Genomic DNA, 21,199 nt, shown 5'->3' with positions numbered 1-21,199 from the left:
GTCACAATAACATATCTATAAAAACTCCCAAAGAAAGTTAACTTTCTTTGGGAGTTTTTATATTTTTACTGTATAGACTTACAACCTCCATATAAAAAAATAATTCATGTTGATATGGATGCATTTTATGCATCTGTTGAGCAACTTGATAATCCAGAGTTACTGGGTAAACCTGTTGCTGTTGGAGGTAATGAAATTAGAGGTGTTGTATCTGCTGCTAGTTATGAAGCCAGAGTATTTGGCGTACGATCAGCAATGAGTGGCGCTTTAGCAAAACAAAAATGTCCGCATTTAATTTTTGTAAAACCAAGATATAGTCGTTACAAAGAAATATCATCGAAAATAAGAGCTATTTTTTATGACTATACTGATTTGGTTGAGCCTTTATCTTTAGATGAGGCCTATTTAGATGTTACTGAAAATAAAAAAGGTATTTCGTCAGCTAGTTTAATTGCACAAGAAATTCGTCAACGTATCTGGGAAGAATTAGAATTACGTGCTTCTGCAGGTATTTCTATTAATAAATTTATAGCCAAAGTAGCTTCTGATATTAACAAGCCTAACGGACAAAAAACAATTAAACCTAATGAAGTTATTGACTTCTTAGAAAAACTCCCTGTAAATAAGTTTTATGGCGTTGGAAAGGTAACCGCAGCTAAGATGCATAACTTAGGGATATTTACTGGTTTAGATTTAAAGAGAAAAAACTTAGAAGAACTCATTAAACTTTTTGGGAAATCTGGCTTACACTACTATAACATAGTAAGAGGTATGCAGAACAGCAAAGTAAAACCTAACAGAATTCGTAAATCTATAGCTGCTGAAAGAACTTTTAATGAAAATATTTCTTCAGAAATATACATGATAGAACGGCTTGATGCAATAGCAGAAGAGTTAGAAAAAAGAATGCTTCATTCTAAAACCAAAGGAAAAACATTAACCTTAAAAATTAAATATAGTAATTTTACTCAACAAACAAGAAGTAAAACTGTTTCTGAGTATATTCATTTAAAAAAAGACTTTATGCCTATTATTAAAGAGCTCTTATATCAAGAGGAATTAAAAGAATCTGTTAGGCTGTTAGGTATATCATTTAGTAACTTAGATACTGATAAAAAAGATCCAGTTTGGATACAGTTATCTTTTGATTTTTAACTAAGTGGTATTTTCAATGATACTTTTGTCCCAGCTGGAGAATTATTTTTATCAGTTAAATCAGTATAAACTAATGAATAACAATTCTTAAACTCATCTGTAAAGTTTTGCAACCGTTGTTTTGTTAACTCAATACCTATTGACTTTCTTTTAAGTGATTTGTTCTTTTTTATTCTTAAAGCTTCCTCTCTCCCTATCCCATTATCTGATATATCAATTTGTATAAAATCATTGGATACTTTAAGTACAGATAAGCTTACTTTTTTTATTCCTTTTTTTGAAGACAAACCATGCCATATTGCGTTTTCTAAAAACGGTTGTAAAATTAAAGGAGGTACTTTTACTTTGTCTAAATTTATTCCTTCATCAATATTTTCATGATAAACAATTTCATTTGAAAACCTAATATTTTCAATACTCATATATAGGTTCATTGTTTTTAACTCATCACTTAGAGGAACTTCTTTTGTTTTTGATGATTCTAAAATACTTCTAATTAGTTTTGAGAATTTATTCAGGTAATAAACTGCATTTTTCTGTTCATTATTTATAATATAAAGTTTTATCGAATTAAGCGCATTGAACACAAAATGAGGATTCATTTGATTTTGTAGTGCTTCTTGCTCTAGCACCAGTATTTTTTTATCATTACTTAACAAACGTTGGCCATAGATAGCATACAGTAAAACACCAAATAAAGCAATTGAAACTAAAGCTATTATTAAAATATTTCTATTTCGAGTAAGCTTTAATTTAGTAATCTCATTTTCTTTCGCTAAACTTTTTATTTTATTATTTTTTACTTCATTATCATACTTATTAATCAAGTTATTCACATAAAGAATATTCCTATCATTAAATGTTTTATGAGTTCCTACAATAGATTTTTTATAAAAAACATACGCTTTCTCAAAATCTCTCTTTAACCTATAAATTTCTGATAAATATTCATATGATTTATTTGTATTAGTAGGAATACCATGCTTTAACGAAATACTTAAAGACTTGTTTACATTCTTTTTACCTTCATCAAGTTTCCCTAATTTTATTTGACAATAACCAAGGGTGTTGTAAATTCTAGATATGTAAAATTTGTTTCCTATTTGTTCAGATAAGACTTTTACTTCTTCAATATATTTTAAAGCTTTTTTATATTCACCTTTTAAAATTAAAACATTACTAATACTATTATGACATATAACCTTACCTATTCTAGATTTATTTTCTAAATTGTATTGTAACGACTTATTATAATTAACCAATGCACTGTCTAATTTTTCTAAATTTTGGTATGCAAATCCAATATTTTGGTGATTAATTGCTAGTCCTCTTTTATCTTGTAACTCTTGTTGGGTTACAATTGCTTTTTCAAATTTTTCTAACGCTAATTTATATTGCTTCAGTTTTAAATATATATTACCAATACTATTTTCACAAACACTTTTACTTATTTTTATGTCTTTGGTAGGATTGGGTATTTTATTTACTAACTCAAGAGCAAATTGATGATAGTTTAAAGCACTTCTTATTTTATCTTGTCTTCGATAAACAACCCCTATTTGATTTAATACAACAATTTCTGCATTTACCTTTTTAAACTCTCTTGATAAATTAAGCGCATTTAAATAATTTTCAATTGCTTTTTCATAGGTTGTTTTATTTCTATAATACCTACCTAATAAGGTATAAGAATAAATTTTTCCTAGAATATTTTTACTCCCCTTACTTTTTTCTAATAGGAAATCTATTTCACCTTTTCCAAACTGCGTCTTATTAAAATAATGCTGTACTTGAAAATAGTCGTTAAAGTCTTCTTTAAAAAAAGCTTTAATCATAGTTTCACTCTCAACAGGTTGATCTTGAGAATATCCACTGAAGTTTATACAAAAAAAGAAAATATATAAGGGAAAGAGTTTCATTAAATTTTAAAATTTGTCTAAAAAATCTGATTTTTTCTGCCTTGAAACAGGTATTTTATGATTGTTTTCTAAAATAACATAGCCATCTGATTTTAAAAACTCTTTTATCTTATTAAGGTTGATAATAAAAGAATTATGAATTCTAAAAAAATGATCGTCAGGCAACAAGATATTAACTTCTTTTAATTTTTTAGTTATTACTATTTTTTTATTATTTATTGTATGTATTGAACAATAGTTTCCATCAGATTCAACAAACAAAATTTCTGATTCCTCTAAAAAAACAAGTTTTCCATCGGTATTAATTGTAATTTTACGTCTATTAAACTTCTCATTAAAACTTGATAATATTTTATCAAACTTACTTGTACTACTAGTTTTAGAATAGTAATTTTTTATTCGACTTAATGTTTCTTCCAAGTCATCAGAATCAACAGGCTTTAACAAGTAATCAATTGCTTGGTTTTTTAATGCTTTTATAGCATACTCATTATAAGCAGTTGTTATTACAACCGCAAAATCTTTTCTCTCTAGTTTTTCTAACAATTGAAAACCATCCATAGTTGGCATTTCAATATCTAAAAATAAACAATCAAGAACATTTGAATTGATATATTCAATTGCTTTATCAGCCTCAGTAAAAGTTTTAATAATTTCTAAGTCATTATTAAAATTAGACAATTCCCAGGTAAGACCTTGAATTGCCTTAGGCTCATCATCTACAATAACTGCTCTTATCATATTATAGTATTTGTATCAAATGTAACCTTTAAAAAGCTAAAATTAAAATTGAAAAAACCTCATTTTAGTGCACTCACATCATAAATAATACATCTCATAACAAATTATATGCAAATTATACATGAAGATATGCAAACTATACATTAAGCCTATATTAAATTATTTTTTAATCTCATATTTGCAGTGTAATATACAAGGGGAATCATTTTGATAATTGGGGGATTAATCAACAATGATAATTAAATTGAAAAGCACTACATTGTAGTGCTTTTCTTTTTTTATAATTCTGATAAAAACCTATAAAAAGATTCTTTTAAAAGTTAGTTTAAAATATTTCTTACTGCTTTAAAGCTTGTGACAAATCATCTAATAGATCATCTATATCTTCAACACCAACACTTAATCTAATTAAAGATTCAGTAATTCCTATTTTTAATCTTTCTTCTTCTGGAATTGAAGCATGAGTCATTGTAGTTGGATGATTCACTAAACTCTCTACTCCTCCTAAAGATTCTGCTAACGTAAATAACTTAGTGCTCTCTAAAAATTTAAACGTTGCTTTTTTACTTTCATCCTTCAAACGAAAAGAAACCATCCCTCCAAAATCATCCATTTGATTCTTAGCAATTTCATGATTAGGATGACTTTCTAAACCTGGATAATATACGTTACTTACTTTGTTATGCTCTTTCAAAAATTTAGCTACAGCCATTCCATTTTCGCAATGGCGTTGCATACGTAAATGCAATGTTTTTATGCCTCGTAATGCTAAAAAGGAATCCATAGGGCCAGCTATCGCCCCAGCTGCGAATTGTATAAAGTGTAACTCTTTAGCTAACTTTTCATCTTTTACCATTAGAGCTCCCATTACTAAATCTGAATGACCTCCTAGATATTTAGTAGCTGAATGCATAACAATATCTACTCCTAAATCTAATGGACGTTGTAAATAAGGGGTTGCAAATGTATTATCAACAGCAACTAAAATATCAGTATTTTTATTTTTTACAGCATTAGTTACTCCTACAACATCAACTATTTTCATTAATGGATTGGTAGGCGTTTCTAACCAAATTAACTTTGTTGCATCAGAAACCTCATCAACTACATTAGTAACTTCACCTACATCAACAAATTTAAACTTTAAACCATATTTTTGAAACAGTCTGGTAAACATTCGATACGTTCCACCATACAAATCATCTCCTGTAATAATCTCATCACCTGGTTTTAATAAACGTAGTACACAATCAATAGCAGACAACCCTGAAGAAAAGGCAAACCCATGAGTTCCATTCTCTATAGATGCAAATGCATTTTCTAAAGCAGTTCTTGTAGGATTAGCTGCACGTGAATACTCGTAACCTTTATGCACACCAGGACTAGATTGAGCATATGTAGAAGTTTGAAAAATTGGGGTCATTACCGACCCTGTTGCTTCTTCATGCTGTTGACCACCATGTATAGCTTTAGTATTAAATTTCATACTACTAAAAATTTACACTAACTTTCTCATTGCCATAATTACTCCTAAATGCATTCCTTCATGCATATTATTAAAAGCTAGAGCAGTTTTAAAAGAATCTAAAACAAAACCTGTACTTGTTTTATAAGACGTATAATCTGTAAAAATACCAGCTTCAAAATCTTCTTTTAAAGTATCAGGTAATCCCAACAACAATTCTTTCACCTCTTCTAACTCTTCTTCAGTAAAAGTTTCTGATGGCTTAGTTCCTTTTCTATAATTATCTATCAATTCATCTGACACTAAACACTGTAATCCAGATAATTTATAATGTAACAATTGTTGAGTTACTACCAAATGAGCAACATTCCAAGCTATATTATTATTAAACCCTTCTGGAATCTTATGTAACTGCTCAATAGTTAGTCCATCTATAAGATTAAACACTAACTCTCTAGATTTTTTTAGAACTTCAAATTGTGTATCCATTTTTCTGTTTATTTTAGCTCAAATATATTATTAAACATTTACATAAAATGAAGAAAGTTTATTTTTTACAAACCTGTGATACTTGTCGAAGAATTTTAAAAGAAGTAAACTTAGATGGTTTTGAAAAACAAGAAATTAAATCAACTCCAATTACTATAAAACAACTAGAAGAAATGTATAGTTTAAGCGGAAGTTTTGGAGCGTTATTTAATAAAAGAGCAAAACTGTATAGAGAAATGGATTTAAAAAATCAAACATTAACAGAAACTGATTACAAACAATATATTTTAGATGAATACACTTTCTTAAAACGCCCTGTTTTCATCGTAAACAATGAAATTTATATAGGAAATAGTAAAAAGGTTATTGAAAGTTTAAAAAAGGCAATTCAATAAAAAAAGGCGGAAATAATTTTTCCGCCTTTTTTATTTTATTTGGAAGCAACATCTTTATTATTTGATGAACTAATAATTGAAGCTAACTCTTCTTTTGTTAATTTGGTTTTAACCCCCAACAAAACAAGTTTATCATCATCAGCACTTGCTTTAATAATAATTTCTCTCACTAAATTATTTTTTTCTATAAAAAGAATTTCTGCTTTCCCTCCTTTATCCTTAGCCCTTATCAAAGTTTTCAATTTATTCCTTCTAGAAAACCTTTTAAAATCTTTAGCTACATCGCTTCTATTCTTATCAAAAATCATAAGTTTAAAATCACTTGATTTTTTTATTAGATTTTTAATTTCGTCATCATCTTCATCATCAAAAAATGAACCAGCAAAAGAACTTGATAAATTTATTGAGAAAGCTGTTTTGTTTTTATTCGCCTTATAAAAGCTTTTAAATTTTGCTTCTTGTGCATTAATACTAACTAAAAATAAGCAAAAAAATGCAGTTAAAAATCGTTTCATAATATTTGGTTTTAAAAAGAAGACGACTCGTTTTAAAACTTGTTACAAAAAAAAGTCTTAACTAAAATATAGTTAAGACTTTTAAGTTGGCCTACAAGGACTCGAACCTTGAATGTCGGTACCAAAAACCGGTGTGTTGCCAATTACACCATAGGCCAATAATTTGTGAGTGCAAATATAAAAATAAAGTTTGTATTAAAAAACACAAACTTTATTAAAAAATCATAATTACTTTTTTTAACGCTTCATTTAACTATTTAGCTACTATAAAAGTTCCATTATATTTATTTTCTTCATCATCAATTACCATATATTTATATATTCCTGATGTAAATCCTGGCTCGTTAAACACTACTTGCTTTCTATTACTAAATGATGTTTGTACTTTTTCTGAATAAACCACTCTACCTAATAAATCAAAAACCTTAATATTTGCAAAAGATGATTCTCTATTTAACCTAATCATTGTGGTATTTTTAAATGGATTCGGGTAATTTAAGAGCTTATCATTAGATGCTGTGTCTGCAAAATCTTGAACACCTAAAGCAACTCCACTTCTAAAAACTACGTCTTTAATACCTACAGAATACTCAACCTCATTAATATAATCTCCTATCACAGAAAAAACAATTGTTTTAACATCTTTCACATCACCTTTTACGCCATTCTGATCTACAAAATCATTAAAATTTATCTCATATTTTGTTTCTTTAGAGTTTCCTTTTATTTTATAACGTAACCTAGAATTCCAATCTTCCAAACCTTCAGGCATTAATACTATCTCGATATCTTTATTTGTATTAACAGTAAAAGATAAATAATCATACTCAGCAACATCTAATGTTTGATCTCCAGCTAAAAGGTGTCTAAAAATATTCATATTTCCTTTTACCTTCCCTTCCACTTCTATTTCTCTATTCACCTCATAAATTCCTTCTATATCAGTTACATCATTATTCGTTACTTCAAACCTACTTACACTTGCGTATTCTTTTAAGTAATCTAAACCCCATGGTCCATCAGCTAAATACAATGCATCTATTTGATCGTTTCCTGACACACTTAAAGAAAAACCAATATCAAACAACACTCCAGTTTCTATAGTTAAAGTTTCATTCCATTCTCCTGACAACTCTATTGCTGTATTCATATTAAATGAATTAGAAGTTTCAGTTGGATATATATTACCGTCAAAAACTACTTCTTTACTCTTACTTTTATTAATAATATCTATCGTTATTTTTCCATTAGAATAGCTCCCAGACTTTACAAACACTGTTGGTATTGATGTTTCTTCAGGATTGCTAGTCAGCGTTTTTTCTTCAATAAAAGAATCTAAAATATGATTTACTACTGAAAATACTTGAGAATATGTGCTTCCCCATACTTGAAAATTCATATAATTTCCTTCCGGGTATTTATCTATATTCCAGTAACTATGCAATTCATTTCCACCATCTTCAGTTTTTATTGAAAAACTTAAAGCATACTCAACAACACCATTTGCTCTTCTTATTTTTGAACTTACAATTTTATGCTCTCTAGTAATTACTGTTCTTACATCTTCAATTTCAGAATTATTTAAACGATCACAAATAGCTTTAGAGTGATCATATACTTTACCTTCTGTTCTAGTTGCTAACACAGCTGAAACTCTTTCATTACCATTATAATAATCTACCGAAAACACTTCTTTTGCATTTGTTATCCCTATCAGGTCTGTTGGGCTAGATACATTTGAAGTTTCATTTCCATACATACCTGTTGTAGGTAAATAATCTACTAATGTTTTAGTTCCTTTTTTTAATAATTTTGATTTATTAAAAGGCTTTTGAAATTCTTTAAGATTTTTAAACGTTTTATTTCTACTTCTCTCAAGGTTTCTTTTTGCTATTAATTGAGCTAATTTACCATTACTTTCTAATCCTCCATCATATGACGAAGTAACATTACTTGCTGAACTTACATCAGCAACATTAGTTGTTTTTAATGCTGAAAAAGGAGTAGCTGTTACATAAAATATAGCATCATTAAAATCATTATCACAACTACCATAATCCCTTCTAATATCTTCAAAACCTAAAATCACTCTTTCGTTATCTGGATCAGACAATAATACATTATGATATTGTAAACTTGAAGAACTTTCAGGATTAAAACTTGGTTCAGAAAATAACGTCCAATGTCCGTACCCAACAGTTTGATATGTTGAACTCCATGCATTCGCCATTAACACCCAACCAATTCCTGTATTTGCGGGAAAACTTCCAATTTTAACTTTATCTCCAGCCTGAAGTCCTCCTCCACTTCCTAATGCAGATACATTAGGAAAAATTATGGTGATATCTTCATCACTTGGTTTTGTTGTAGGAGGGTTATTAATATCATACGTATAGAATCCTAATACATTTCTATACCCTGCACCCTCAGAAACAAAAGTAACAAATACGTCTGCTTGTGCATTTAACTCAATACTTGTATCATAACCAGCCGTTATATATTGTGGATTGTAATCTGGAACTGGATATGATTCTGGCAAAGAATTACTTATCATTTCTAAAGTCTCTACCGAAACATTATCTCCTGGGGCTTCCAAATAATCTGGTTTTCCATTAGAAGAATATGTTCCTAGATAATTATAATTCTGAGCTATTGTAACTTGCCCTATAAATACGATAAAAAGTAATAATTTTTTCATAATTCCTTGATTTATAATATCAAAATTATGATGATTCTTACCTTTTTAACATGTTTTTCGATTACTGGTAGCTATCTCAAAGATAAGTTGACTTAAAAAGAAGATTAAAGGTTCTATTGATTTAAAATAAAACACAAATAAAAAGCTCTTACTTTCGTAAGAGCTTTGTTGGCCTACAAGGACTCGAACCTTGAATATTGGTACCAAAAACCAGTGTGTTACCATTACACCATAGGCCAATTGCTTATTGCGGGTGCAAATATAAAACAGAAATTTATTTTGACAAAATAAATTTTACTTTTTTCTTTTAACAGAACTTTATTCTGAAAAAATAAATCAAAATTATATTTTTGCTATACTTAAAACACACTAGTTATTAGTACATTCGCAACAACTTATTAAAAATTATATGAACGATTTTAACTACAAAAAATGGAATACTATTTTAGGATGGGCTTCATTTGCCGTGGCGTTAATAACCTATACCCTAACTCTTGAACCTACAGTAAGCTCTTGGGATTGTGGTGAATACATTTCAACAGCCGTAAAATTAGAAGTTGGTCATCCTCCTGGTGCACCATTATTTCAAATGCTAGGGGCATTTTTTGCTATGTTCAGTAATGACCCAAGTCAATGGGCAAAAATGGTTAACTTCATGTCTGGTTTAGCTAGTGCTTTTACCATCTTATTCATGTTTTGGACAATTACCAATTTGGCAAAGAAAATGGTAATTAAAAACGGTAATTTTAACAAAAACGAAGCGATTGCTGTTTTAGGTAGTGGATTAGTAGGTGCTTTAGCCTATACTTTCTCTGATAGTTTTTGGTTTAGTGCTGTAGAAGGTGAAGTATACGCAATGTCATCTTTTTTAATGGCTTTATTATTCTGGTTAGGTTTAAAATGGGAAGAAGCAATCCACTTACCTAGGGGTAATAAATGGTTAGTTATCATAAGTTTTGTGGTTGGGTTATCATTTGGAGTTCATATTTTATCTCTATTGGTTATCCCTTCTATTGTAATGTTATACTTCTTTAAAACTTATAAAAACATTACTATAAAAACCACTGCAATTGCTACTGTAATTTCAATATTGGTTTTAGCTTTTGTTTTTAAATTTTTATTCCCTTTCACATTAAAATTCTTTAGTGTTTCTGAGCTGTTTTTTATAAACCAAATAGGATTACCTTATAATTCTGGAACTATCATTGCTGGTATTATTTTAATAGGATTGTTTTATTTCGGATTAAACTATACTCGTAAAAAGAATTTAATTACAGGTAATACATTAATACTATCTGTTCTATTTATAATGATTGGTTTTTCATCATGGCTAATGTTACCTATACGTGCTAATGCTGATACTGTTATTAATGAAAACAACCCATCAAGTGCTCGTGAACTTTTAGCTTATTACAATCGTGAACAATATGGTGATGCTAATGTTTTTTATGATAAATATTATTCTATAACTTATAACAGAGAACAAGACGCTAGTCAGCCTTTTAAAGATGACAAACCAAAATATGAGAAAAGAAATGGTAAATATGAAATTGTAAATAAATACAAAAACGTAATACCTAACTATTCTGATAAACATAAAGGTTTTATCCCTAGGATGGTTGACCCAGGTTCTGAAAAACATTATAAAAGAATTGCTGGTATTCCAGCTCGTAGTAAAAGAAGACCAACATTCCTTGAAAATATAAAATTCATGGTAGATTACCAGTTTGGTTATATGTATGGGCGTTATTTTATGTGGAATTTTGTTGGACGTCAAAACGATATTCAAGGTCATTTAGATTTTGAAAATGGTAACTGGCTAAGTGGTATTAATTTTATTGATGAAATGCGACTTGGATCTCAACAAAATCTCCCTGAAGTAATTAAAAATAATAAAGGTAGGAACACTTACTTTTTTCTACCTCTTATATTAGGTTTTATAGGGTTACTTTATCAAATAAACAAAGACAAGAAAAACTTATATGCCTTAACTTTATTTTTTGTTTTTACTGGTTTTGCAATTATATTTTACACAAACCCTAAACCTTTTGAACCTCGTGAACGTGATTATGCAGTAGTAGGTTCTTTTTACGTATTTGCTATCTGGATTGGTTTCGGTGTACTTGCATTATATGATTACTTTAAAAAGTATGCAAACAAACAAACTGTAGCAATTGCTGTTTCTGTAGTTTCATTATTAGCAGTTCCTGTATTAATGGGTGCTCAAAACTGGGATGATCATGATAGAGGAGATCGTTTTGTAGCACAACTAAATGCACAGACATATTTAGAAAGTTGTGATCCAAATGCAATTATTTTTACTATTGGTGATAATGATACATTCCCTTTATGGTACATGCAACAAGTAGAAGGTATTCGTCCAGATATAAAGATTGTTAATACTAGTCTTTTTCAAACAGATTGGTACATTGACCAAATGAAAAAGAAAACATACGATGCTGATCCTATTCCTTCAACATTAACACATGATCAATACAAATATGGAACTTTAGATTTAGCGTACCATATTCCGCATCCTAGATTTAAAGACTCTATTATGTCTATAAAAAACTTTATGCGTTGGATTGAAAGTGACAATAAAGTTACTTATTATATTGATGAAGAAAATAATGTAAAAGAAAAGTTTTACCCAACTAATAGAATTCGTATTCCAGTAAATAAAGAAAATGTATTAAAAACTGGTTTAGTTGCACAAAAAGACGCTACTAAAATAGTAGACTACATTGATATTACTATTGACAGACAAGGCATTGCTAAAAACCGAATTTTAATGCTTGACATCTTGAATAACTTTGATTGGAAACGTCCAATTTATTTCACTGGAGGTGCAAATGCTGATGAAGAATATATTTGGTTGAAAGATTATTTACAATTAGATGGTATGTCTTATAAGTTAGTACCTATAAAGACTTCTAACAAAGGAAAATCTATGTTTGATATGGGAAGAATTGATCCTGAAAAGATGTATGCTAATGTAAAAAAATGGGACTGGAAGACTATTAATAATGGAAAAATATACTTAGACGAACAAAGTAAGCGAAATGCTATATCATTACGTAATAACTTAATGCGTTTATCAGAAGAATTTTTAAAATTAAACGATTCAGTTAATGCCAAGGATGTTTTAGATTTATCTCTGTACAAAATGCCTATTAAAGATTTTGGCCATTATAGTATTTCTCTTGGATATCCTGAATTATATTACAAAATAGGTGATAAAGATAAAGCACGTGAAACTGCTGAAACATTAATAGATATTTTTCAACAAAATCTTATTTATTACACTACCTTTAAAGGTGCTGATGAAAAATTAGTTTTTGAAAATATTGATACTAATTTATATATGTACCAGAATATAGTGCGACAAATTACTCAATACGATTTAGATAAAGATTTTACTGACAAGATTTTTAAAGCCTATATTGATCATGCAAAATTATTTAAGCATTTAATGGGTGATGAACAAGATTCTTTACCTGAAGAATTAGACTCTATTAAACCTTAGTGCATTGAAATTTTACACAATTAAAACACCACGTATAATCAAGAAATTATTTTCAAGATATACGTGGTGTTTTTCTTCTACTAAAAAAGAGATTTATTTAACTTTTGATGACGGACCTATTCCAGTAGTAACTGAATTTGTGTTAGATCAACTAAAAATACACAATGCTAAAGCCACTTTTTTTTGCATTGGTGACAATATTAAAAAGCACCCTATTGTATTTAATCAAATTTTAAAAGAAGGTCATACCATAGGAAATCACACTTTTAATCATTTAAATGGCTGGAAACACTCCTTAAAAAATTACATAAACAATACAAAGAAAGCTGAGGGAATTATTCAGAAATATAGTAAAGAAAAAGTTACCACAAAGCTTTTTCGCCCACCGTATGGTAAAATAAAACGTTCACAAGCTACTGAACTTATAAATAAGGGGTATAAAATTATAATGTGGGATGTTCTTTCAGCAGATTTTGACAAAAATATATCTAAAGAGGAATGTTTTGAAAATGTTATAAAAAACACCAATAATGGAAGCATAATTGTTTTTCACGACAGTATAAAAGCTAAAGAAAAGCTTTACTATGCATTACCAAAAATTCTTGAAGAATATACTAAGAAAGGATACCTTTTTAAAGCTATTCCTTAAACGTATTGTTGAACTAAACCTATAAGCGTATTTGCATCTTGCTCTCCAGTTTGGCGCCACTTCATTTCTCCATTTTTATAGATCATAAATGTTGGATTTCCCTTTACACGAAGTGCATCTGCTAAAATCTCATTTTTTCTAATGTCTATTTTTATAACTTTTGCTCTATCTCCTAAAGCAGCAGCAACATCACGAAGTGTGTCTATACTTGGTTCAAACTCACTCCAATCAGCATAAAAATCAATTAACACAGGTTTATTAACACTTATGATTTCACCAAATTTTGTCATATAACATAATTTTTTTCTGTAAATCGCCTAAAAGTACTAATTTTTTAGCACTAAAATCTTAAATTAAGATTAAAAACGCTAAAAGCTAGGCTTTTTTCAACTCTATAACAGTTATTTCAGGCCAAATACCAACTCTACCAGGAAAAGCATGGTATCCAAAACCTCTATTCACATTAACATATCTACCAAATTCTTCATATAATCCAGCCCACTGTTTGTACACATATTGAGATGGACTCCATTTAAAAAAACCAGGGATTTCAATTCCAAATTGCAACCCATGAGTATGACCACTTAATGTTAACTGATAATTAAAATCATCTGTTTTTACTTTGTATTCCCAATGGCTTGGATCATGACTCATTAAAACTTTAAAATCCTCTTTATCAATTCCTACAGACGCCTTTTTTAAATCTCCAGCTTGGTTAAAACCTTTACCCCAGTTTTCAACTCCAACTAGTGCTATTTTTTGTCCGCCTTTTTCTATATATCTATGCTCATTTAGCAATAAATCAAACCCTATTTTTGGATGAATATTTTTAATTGCTTCAAAATTCTCTTTTTTATCATCTTTATTTTTCCACTTTGAATAATCACCATAATCATGATTTCCTAAAATTGAATATTTTCCCATTGGAGCTTTAAGTTGAGAAAAAACAGGAATCCAATCATCCATTTCATGTGCAAAATTATTTACTATATCACCTGTAAATAAAATAACATCTGACTGTTGTTTATTAACTAAATCAACGGCATATTCAATTTTTTCTTTGTTATCAAAACTTCCAGAATGAATATCTGTTATTTGTGTTATTGTAAAGCCATCAAAAGCTTCAGGTAAATCATCAAAACTTAATTCATATTTTAATACCTTATAATTATATTTCCCTTTAAAAATCCCATACAATAAACTTGCAAATGGAATTGCAGCTAAACCTAATGCTAATTGAGCTATAAATTTTCTTCTACCTACTAATACTTTTGTTTCTTCATATGAAAAATAAGAAATCCCCTTTTTTATCAACCTTACTATATCTTCCCCTAACATAAAAAGAATCATTATCAATTTTGGTAATAAAATTAACAACAAAAAACCTACTGCCCATTGAAATTGGCGAGTTTGCCCCGAGCTTCTGTCTGTAGAAAAAATTACATAAAAAAAATTAATATATGCTAAGGCACCTACAAATAACCATCCATACCTGATCATTTTATTTTTAGTTAGCATTTTAATTGCTTGAAAAGCATAAGCTTCAAAAACAATAATTATTAAAGAAGCAATAATTAAGAAGGAAATCCAACGAGGCATATATCTAATTTTAGAAGAATGTAAAGATAGTGGTAAAACTAAAAATCAATTTTTAACATCTTGTTAAAGTTTCGTAGCTTTACTGCTTAGTTAAATGTGACATTTACTTTAGATTTATTTCTAAACAATTAAGATATTTCAATAGCTTTTATATAACAACATGGCAAATAGAAAACGACTTTTTTTACTGGATGCATACGCTTTAATTTTTAGAGGATATTATGCATTTATCAAAAACCCAAGGATAAATTCAAAAGGGCTAGACACTTCAGCAGTTTTAGGCTTTACAAATTCTCTTTTAGATGTAATAAAAAGAGAGAAACCTGACTATTTAGCTGTTTGTTTTGATAAAGGAGGAAGTGTTGATAGAGTAGAAGCTTTTCCTGAATACAAAGCCAACAGACAAGAAACGCCTGAAGCAATAAAAATAGCAGTTCCTTATATTGAAAAAATATTAGAAGCCATGAACATCCCTGCTATTGTAAAAACTGGATATGAAGCTGATGATATTATAGGAACTCTTGCCAAAAAAGCTGAAAAAGCTGGTTTAGAAACTTACATGGTTACGCCAGATAAGGATTTTGCGCAACTTGTTTCTGAACATATTTTCATGTACAAACCACCTAGAATGGGAAATGGATATGAAAAATGGGGAGTTGAAGAAGTTAAAGACAAATTTGGAGTTGAACACCCTGAACAAGTTATTGATTATTTAGGAATGATGGGGGATGCAGTTGACAACATTCCTGGATTACCTGGAGTTGGAGATAAAACAGCAAAAAAATTCCTTGCGGCTTATGGTAGTATGGAAGGCTTATTTGAAAATATTGATCAGCTAAAGGGTAAAATGAAAGAAAAGGTAGAAGCTAATCAAGAATTAGGCTTACTTTCAAAACAACTAGCTACTATTATGCTAGATGTTCCTGTTGATTTAGAAGAGGATAAACTTATTTTTGAGCAACCTAATTTTGAAAAAACTACAGAAATATTTAGTGAATTGGAGTTTAGAAGATTAGTTGAAAACTTAAAAAAAACTTATAATATTTCTGTCGAGACGAAAAGTCAAACAGAAACCACCACTACAAAAACTCCACAAACAACTGATAATCAACAATTCGATTTATTTACTACACCTGGAAGTGGAACAGTTTCTGAAGAAAACAATATTAACGGATTTAAAACGATTGAAAACACTAACCATCTTTATCAATTAGTAAATACTCCGTTAAGCAGAAAATTATTACTTAAAAAACTTAAACAACAAACTTCAGTGTGTTTTGATACTGAAACTACTGGTTTAAAATCTTTAGAAGTAGAATTAATTGGTATTTCTTTTTCTTGGGAAGTTGGAAAAGGATATTATATAACTTTTCCAGAAAACCAGGAAGAAACTCAAACTATTATTGAAGAGTTTTTACCTTTCTTTGAAAACGAAAAAATCGAGAAAATTGGTCATAATTTAAAATATGATATTAAAGTTTTATCAAATTATAACATTCCAGTAAAAGGAAAATTGTTTGATACTATGATTGCACATTATTTGATAAATCCAGATATGCGTCATAATATGGATATACTTTCTGAAACCTATTTAAATTACCAACCAGTTTCTATTACTGAATTAATTGGTAAAAAAGGAAAAAACCAACTTTCTATGCGTCAAGTTGAACTTTCAAAGCAAAGTGAATATGCTGTAGAAGATGCTGATATTACTTTACAACTTAAAAAGCATTTTACTAAAGAATTAGAAAGTGGCAACGTAACAAAGTTATTTAATGATGTTGAAATCCCTTTAGTGTCCGTTTTAACCGCCGTGGAAATTGAAGGTATTAATTTAAATATTGATTTTTTAAATTGTTTATCAACTGAGTTAACAAATGACATTCAAGAATTAGAAAAACGAATTTTTGAACAAGCTGGTGAAGAGTTCAATATTGGTTCTCCAAAACAACTAGGAATTGTTTTATTTGAAAACATGAAACTAGTTGACAAACCTAAAAAAACTAAAACTGGTCAATATTCAACAGCTGAAGATGTATTATCAAACTTAGCTAAAGACCATAAAATAATAGAAGACATTTTATTATATCGTCAATATAAAAAACTACAAAGCACTTATGTTGATGCATTACCAAATGAAGTTAATCCGAAAACAAAAAGGGTTCATACAGTATACGCACAAGCAGTGGCAGCTACAGGAAGACTAAGTTCTAACAATCCTAACTTACAAAATATTCCAATTAGAACTAAAAGAGGACAAGAAGTACGTAAAGCTTTTATTCCAAAAGATAAAAACCATGTATTATTAGCTGCTGATTATAGTCAAATAGAGTTACGTATTATTGCTGCTTTAAGCGAAGAGGAAACAATGATTAAAGCTTTTAAAGATGGTGAAGACATTCATGCTTCAACTGCTTCAAAAGTATTTAATGTACCTATAGAAGAGGTAACTCGAGAACAACGTAGTAATGCTAAAACAGTAAATTTTGGAATTATCTATGGTGTTTCTGCATTTGGATTAAGTAATCAAACATCTTTAAGTAGAAAAGAAGCTAAATCTTTAATTGATGCTTACTATGAAACGTATCCTAAATTACGTAATTATATTTCTAAGCAAGTAGATTTTGCTCGTGAACATGGATATGTAGAAACTATTTTAGAAAGAAGACGTTACTTAAAGGACATAAATTCTCGTAATGCCATTGTGCGTGGTGCTGCTGAACGAAATGCCGTAAATGCACCTATTCAAGGTAGTGCAGCTGACATTATTAAACTAGCAATGATTAATATCCACAACCGTTTTAAGCAAGAGAACTTTACTTCTAAAATGTTACTTCAAGTGCATGATGAACTAGTTTTTGATGCTCATAAAGATGAATTAGAGGTCATAAAACCTATAATAAAGGAAGAAATGGAGAATGCTTTTAAATTATCTGTTCCTTTAGATGTTGAAATTGGTATTGGAGATAATTGGTTAGAAGCTCATTAAAGTAATTTATTTATTTGATTTTTAAGTTCAGGGAGAATATTTTTTTCAAACCAAGGATTTTTAGTTAACCAGAAACGATTTCTAGGAGATGGATGTGGTAATACAAAATAATTTGGAAGATATTTTTGATAATTACTAACTGTATTGGTTAACGTTTTTTCAGCTTTATCTTTTAAATAATATTTTTGAGCATACATTCCTATTAATAATACTAGCTCTACATTTGGCATTTTATTTAACAATAATTTATGCCATTGTGGAGCACATTCTTTTCTAGGCGGTAAATCTCCCGTTTTTCCTTTACCAGGATAACAAAATCCCATAGGAATGATTCCAAAATTATCTACATTATAAAATTGATCATTAGTAACGTCTAACCATTTTCTGAGTTGTTTTCCACTAGCATCGTCCCAAGGGATACCAGAAGCATGAACTCTTGTTCCAGGTGCTTGCCCAATAATTAATATTTTAGATTTCTCATTTGCAAAAACTACTGGCCTAGGTGTAATATAATTTTCACAAATATCACAACCTCTAACCTCTTCTAGTAATTCATTCATTTTATAAAACTAACAAAAAAAACACTCGCTTTATCTTAAAACGAGTGTTTTCTATTCAAAAAAATTTTGCTTAATGATTTATAGCATATCCAGCGCCCTTGCCAAATTCTGCTAATACCAATAACATGTTTTTTAAAATTTTTTGAATCCCCTTAAGTAATCTTTTTTTCATTGTTAGTTAATTTATTAATTTTTCCCATGGTAAATATAAAACATAACCAACTGACAATCAAGAGTGTTTTCCCCCTTTATGATTTAGTTTAAAAAACATATAAGTATTATAAAATAAAATTATGGAAGAAATTGAATAAATAAAACACTTTAAATTAAGTAAATAAAAAAACACTCGCTTTATCTTAAAACGAGTGTCTCTTCTTCAAAATATCTTTATTGTTTAGTGGTTTATAGCGTATCCAGCTCCTTTGCCAAATTCTCTTAAAACCAATAATAAGTTTTTAATAAAGTTTTGAATCCCCTTAAGTAATGTTTTTTTCATTGTAATGTTTATTAATTAATTTCCCTATTGCAAAAATAAAACATAAACACCTGATTATCAATATAATCAGGTGTTTTCTAATATTAAATTAAAAAAAATGTATAAATGGTATAGAATTAATTATAATTGGTTTTGGAATACTTATAAATAGTTCTAATAAATTATTATAAAATGGTTAAAAAATCATTAAAAGCAACATAATATGGTTGGTTTTTAAACACTGGCAAGTCAACACTTTCAGCATTTGCTATTCCTATACCTGCATACCATATTTTCGCATTTTGCTTTTTTGCATGCTCTTTAAATGTTTCCATCCATAAAACATCGTAGTCTTCTGGGTTTTGTATGTTTTGAGTTACGTTTACTAATACAAAGATTGTTGGCTCTCCTTTTTTAAACAATACAAATTGAGGATGTTTTTTTAAAGTGCTATTAATTGCAACAAATTCATACCCTTTTTCTTGTAGTTTTTTCCCTACAATATTCATCCCTAAATTGTGCAATTCTTGCTCGGTAAGTCTTTGCATTTTTATTTTTTCTTATTGCGCTTATTGTAATTCTTATCCCCTCTCGTTTTAGGTTTCTTATATTTTTTTACTATTTCCCTTCTATAAGACCCCCCTAAATTGACTTTCTTATTTTTTTCCTTCTTTTCATGAAAAGCAGGACCTGGAACATACTCTTGTGAGGTTCTATTTTTTGACTGATCTCTATCTTCACTTGGTCTTTCTTCTTCAGTTAATTCTTTAGATATTACTACTTGTTCAGGAATTTCAACTAGTGGTATTTTATAATCCATCAGTTCTTCTATCGCTAACTTTACCTTTTGTTCATTTTCAGTTGCAAATAAAATAGACTTCCCTTTACGCTCAGCACGACCTGTACGACCAATTCTATGCATATAGTTTTCAGGGTATTGAGTTGGATTAAAATTAATTACATGAGTAATCTCATTTAAATCTAACCCTCTAGCTATCACATCAGTAGCGATTAAAATCCTATGATTTCCATTATTAAATTCTTCAATTGATCGTAAACGGTAATTTTGAGTTTTATTAGAGTGTATTACACAAGATTGATTTGGAAATTCATCTTCAACTAAATTAAATATCCTGTCAGCATTCCTCTTATTTGGAGCAAAAATTAACACTTTACCAAATTCATTTTTATCGAATAGTAACTCCAACAATAAATTAATTTTAGTGTAAAAATTAGGTACATTATAAGCTACTTGCTCTATATTATCTAGGGGTGTTCCACTTACTGCAATTGCTATTTTTTTAGGCCCAACAAAGTAATCGTCTATTAACGCTTCAACATCTTCAGTCATTGTTGCTGAAAACATTACATTTTGACGTCTTACTGGTAATAATTCAAAAATATTCAACAATTGAAAACGAAAGCCTAAATCTAACATTACATCTACTTCATCTATAACTACTTTTTGAATAGATTTTAGTTTCAACACTCTGCTTATTGCCAAATCATATAAACGACCTGGTGTTGCAACTATAATATCAGTTCCTTGTAAAACTGCTTCTTTATGACGATTTAAATTTACACCACCATAAACTCCTAAAACACGTAAGTTTATATACTTTGCTAGCTTTTCAATTTCATCTACCACCTGAACTACTAATTCTCTTGTAGGTACTAACACTAATATTCTAGGGTGCTGCTGTTTAGAAAACTTTAAATCCCTTAAAATGGGTAACATGTAGGCAAATGTTTTTCCTGTACCTGTTTGCGCAATACCTACTACATCTTTACCAGAACGAACAACCGAAAAAGCTTGTTCTTGTATTGGTGTTGGGTTGATAAATCCTAAGTCTTCAATGGAATTTCTTAGTGGATTTGATAAATCTAAATCTTGAAAAGAGATCATTTATAGAAAATTTTGACAAAGGTACGGTTTCTATATTTAGAAAAGGAAATCTCTAGTATGTATACCTATACAATATGAAGAGCATTTATGAATGAAATTCTTGAAAATATTTTTTTAC

General features: G+C 29.1%; 16 protein-coding genes and 2 tRNA genes. 5 read left to right on the top strand and 13 right to left on the bottom strand.

Annotation, left to right across the window (positions count from 1 at the left end; genetic code table 11):
* Window positions 1-72 precede the first annotated feature (72 nt).
* Complete coding sequence (dinB, locus tag ACKTTQ_RS15715; protein ID WP_113786044.1) at window positions 73-1,155, top strand: DNA polymerase IV; 1,083 nt, start codon at window positions 73-75, stop codon at window positions 1,153-1,155.
* On the opposite strand, the gene ACKTTQ_RS15710 is transcribed toward dinB, so the two are convergent.
* The 4 genes from ACKTTQ_RS15710 to ACKTTQ_RS15695 form a co-directional block, all read right to left on the bottom strand.
* Window positions 1,152-3,074, bottom strand: a complete 1,923-nt coding sequence (locus tag ACKTTQ_RS15710) for a tetratricopeptide repeat protein (protein ID WP_299133407.1) — start codon at window positions 3,072-3,074, stop codon at window positions 1,152-1,154. The genes dinB and ACKTTQ_RS15710 overlap by 4 nt on opposite strands.
* Before the next feature lie 6 nt (window positions 3,075-3,080).
* Window positions 3,081-3,815 carry a LytR/AlgR family response regulator transcription factor gene (locus tag ACKTTQ_RS15705; protein ID WP_093869883.1) on the bottom strand — a complete coding sequence of 245 codons (735 nt, stop codon included), beginning with the start codon at window positions 3,813-3,815 and terminating at the stop codon, window positions 3,081-3,083.
* 337 nt (window positions 3,816-4,152) lie between these two features.
* Window positions 4,153-5,301, bottom strand: coding sequence for a cystathionine gamma-synthase (locus ACKTTQ_RS15700; RefSeq protein WP_408049758.1), 1,149 nt, complete (start codon window positions 5,299-5,301; stop codon window positions 4,153-4,155).
* Window positions 5,302-5,313: 12 nt separating this feature from the next.
* Window positions 5,314-5,769, bottom strand: a complete 456-nt coding sequence (locus ACKTTQ_RS15695; protein ID WP_093869881.1) for a DinB family protein — start codon at window positions 5,767-5,769, stop codon at window positions 5,314-5,316.
* A gap of 47 nt (window positions 5,770-5,816) precedes the next feature.
* On the opposite strand from ACKTTQ_RS15695, the gene ACKTTQ_RS15690 reads away from it, so the two are divergent.
* Window positions 5,817-6,164 (top strand): arsenate reductase family protein, encoded by a 348-nt coding sequence (locus ACKTTQ_RS15690; protein ID WP_408049757.1) that lies wholly within the window; start codon window positions 5,817-5,819, stop codon window positions 6,162-6,164.
* Between the two features lie 35 nt (window positions 6,165-6,199).
* Here ACKTTQ_RS15690 and ACKTTQ_RS15685 read toward each other — a convergent pair whose 3' ends face one another.
* The 4 genes from ACKTTQ_RS15685 to ACKTTQ_RS15670 all read right to left on the bottom strand — a co-directional run bounded on the left by ACKTTQ_RS15685 (window position 6,200) and on the right by ACKTTQ_RS15670 (window position 9,616).
* Window positions 6,200-6,679, bottom strand: a complete 480-nt coding sequence (locus ACKTTQ_RS15685) for a DUF4252 domain-containing protein (RefSeq protein ID WP_299133398.1) — start codon at window positions 6,677-6,679, stop codon at window positions 6,200-6,202.
* Window positions 6,680-6,765: 86 nt separating this feature from the next.
* Window positions 6,766-6,837, bottom strand: a tRNA-Gln gene (locus ACKTTQ_RS15680).
* A 95-nt stretch (window positions 6,838-6,932) separates the two neighbouring features.
* Entirely contained in the window at window positions 6,933-9,377 is a 2,445-nt protein-coding gene (locus ACKTTQ_RS15675; RefSeq protein ID WP_408049756.1) for a DUF4114 domain-containing protein, read from the bottom strand.
* Window positions 9,378-9,545: 168 nt separating this feature from the next.
* Window positions 9,546-9,616: transfer RNA gene (locus ACKTTQ_RS15670), tRNA-Gln, on the bottom strand.
* A 170-nt stretch (window positions 9,617-9,786) separates the two neighbouring features.
* On the opposite strand from ACKTTQ_RS15670, the gene ACKTTQ_RS15665 reads away from it, so the two are divergent.
* On the top strand, window positions 9,787-12,903 hold the full coding sequence (locus tag ACKTTQ_RS15665) for a glycosyltransferase family 117 protein (RefSeq protein WP_408049755.1): 3,117 nt from the start codon (window positions 9,787-9,789) through the stop codon (window positions 12,901-12,903).
* A gap of 4 nt (window positions 12,904-12,907) precedes the next feature.
* Window positions 12,908-13,552, top strand: coding sequence for a polysaccharide deacetylase family protein (locus ACKTTQ_RS15660; protein WP_408049754.1), 645 nt, complete (start codon window positions 12,908-12,910; stop codon window positions 13,550-13,552).
* Here the strand turns inward: ACKTTQ_RS15660 and ACKTTQ_RS15655 are convergent.
* Both ACKTTQ_RS15655 and ACKTTQ_RS15650 read right to left on the bottom strand, forming a co-directional pair.
* Window positions 13,549-13,842 (bottom strand): thioredoxin family protein, encoded by a 294-nt coding sequence (locus tag ACKTTQ_RS15655; RefSeq protein WP_093869875.1) that lies wholly within the window; start codon window positions 13,840-13,842, stop codon window positions 13,549-13,551. The genes ACKTTQ_RS15660 and ACKTTQ_RS15655 overlap by 4 nt on opposite strands.
* 85 nt (window positions 13,843-13,927) lie before the next feature.
* A complete protein-coding gene (locus ACKTTQ_RS15650; RefSeq protein ID WP_408049753.1) occupies window positions 13,928-15,151 on the bottom strand; it encodes a metallophosphoesterase in 1,224 nt (407 codons plus the stop codon).
* A 160-nt stretch (window positions 15,152-15,311) separates the two neighbouring features.
* Here ACKTTQ_RS15650 and polA point away from each other — a divergent pair, with 160 nt between their 5' ends.
* Complete coding sequence (polA, locus tag ACKTTQ_RS15645) at window positions 15,312-18,140, top strand: DNA polymerase I (RefSeq protein ID WP_408049752.1); 2,829 nt, start codon at window positions 15,312-15,314, stop codon at window positions 18,138-18,140.
* Here polA and ACKTTQ_RS15640 read toward each other — a convergent pair.
* The 3 genes from ACKTTQ_RS15640 to ACKTTQ_RS15630 form a co-directional block, all read right to left on the bottom strand.
* Complete coding sequence (locus ACKTTQ_RS15640) at window positions 18,137-18,700, bottom strand: uracil-DNA glycosylase family protein (RefSeq protein ID WP_408049751.1); 564 nt, start codon at window positions 18,698-18,700, stop codon at window positions 18,137-18,139. The two genes, polA and ACKTTQ_RS15640, sit on opposite strands and share 4 nt — an antisense overlap.
* Window positions 18,701-19,360: 660 nt before the next feature.
* The gene (locus tag ACKTTQ_RS15635; protein WP_093869871.1) at window positions 19,361-19,723 is read right to left on the bottom strand and encodes a Na(+)-translocating NADH-quinone reductase subunit F; all 363 of its coding nucleotides are present in this window, start codon (window positions 19,721-19,723) and stop codon (window positions 19,361-19,363) included.
* Window positions 19,724-19,725: 2 nt separating this feature from the next.
* Window positions 19,726-21,081, bottom strand: a complete 1,356-nt coding sequence (locus tag ACKTTQ_RS15630; RefSeq protein WP_176974366.1) for a DEAD/DEAH box helicase — start codon at window positions 21,079-21,081, stop codon at window positions 19,726-19,728.
* Window positions 21,082-21,199: the final 118 nt, after the last annotated feature.

Source organism: Tenacibaculum halocynthiae (genome assembly GCF_964512825.1).
Taxonomy (GTDB): domain Bacteria; phylum Bacteroidota; class Bacteroidia; order Flavobacteriales; family Flavobacteriaceae; genus Polaribacter; species Polaribacter halocynthiae.
The sequence above is the reverse complement of the archived record's forward strand: the minus strand, read 5'-3'. Positions and strand labels throughout refer to the sequence as shown.

Bases quoted from the DNA above. Each gene is read 5' to 3' on its own strand.
- ACKTTQ_RS15710 (WP_299133407.1), bottom strand. From the start codon at position 3,074: ATGAAACTCTTTCCCTTATATATTTTCTTTTTTTGTATAAACTTCAGT.
- ACKTTQ_RS15705 (WP_093869883.1), bottom strand. From the start codon at position 3,815: ATGATAAGAGCAGTTATTGTAGATGATGAGCCTAAGGCAATTCAAGGT.
- ACKTTQ_RS15700 (WP_408049758.1), bottom strand. From the start codon at position 5,301: ATGAAATTTAATACTAAAGCTATACATGGTGGTCAACAGCATGAAGAA.
- ACKTTQ_RS15695 (WP_093869881.1), bottom strand. From the start codon at position 5,769: ATGGATACACAATTTGAAGTTCTAAAAAAATCTAGAGAGTTAGTGTTT.
- ACKTTQ_RS15690 (WP_408049757.1), top strand. From the start codon at position 5,817: ATGAAGAAAGTTTATTTTTTACAAACCTGTGATACTTGTCGAAGAATT.
- ACKTTQ_RS15685 (WP_299133398.1), bottom strand. From the start codon at position 6,679: ATGAAACGATTTTTAACTGCATTTTTTTGCTTATTTTTAGTTAGTATT.
- ACKTTQ_RS15675 (WP_408049756.1), bottom strand. From the start codon at position 9,377: ATGAAAAAATTATTACTTTTTATCGTATTTATAGGGCAAGTTACAATA.
- ACKTTQ_RS15665 (WP_408049755.1), top strand. From the start codon at position 9,787: ATGAACGATTTTAACTACAAAAAATGGAATACTATTTTAGGATGGGCT.
- ACKTTQ_RS15655 (WP_093869875.1), bottom strand. From the start codon at position 13,842: ATGACAAAATTTGGTGAAATCATAAGTGTTAATAAACCTGTGTTAATT.
- ACKTTQ_RS15650 (WP_408049753.1), bottom strand. From the start codon at position 15,151: ATGCCTCGTTGGATTTCCTTCTTAATTATTGCTTCTTTAATAATTATT.
- polA (WP_408049752.1), top strand. From the start codon at position 15,312: ATGGCAAATAGAAAACGACTTTTTTTACTGGATGCATACGCTTTAATT.
- ACKTTQ_RS15640 (WP_408049751.1), bottom strand. From the start codon at position 18,700: ATGAATGAATTACTAGAAGAGGTTAGAGGTTGTGATATTTGTGAAAAT.
- ACKTTQ_RS15635 (WP_093869871.1), bottom strand. From the start codon at position 19,723: ATGCAAAGACTTACCGAGCAAGAATTGCACAATTTAGGGATGAATATT.
- ACKTTQ_RS15630 (WP_176974366.1), bottom strand. From the start codon at position 21,081: ATGATCTCTTTTCAAGATTTAGATTTATCAAATCCACTAAGAAATTCC.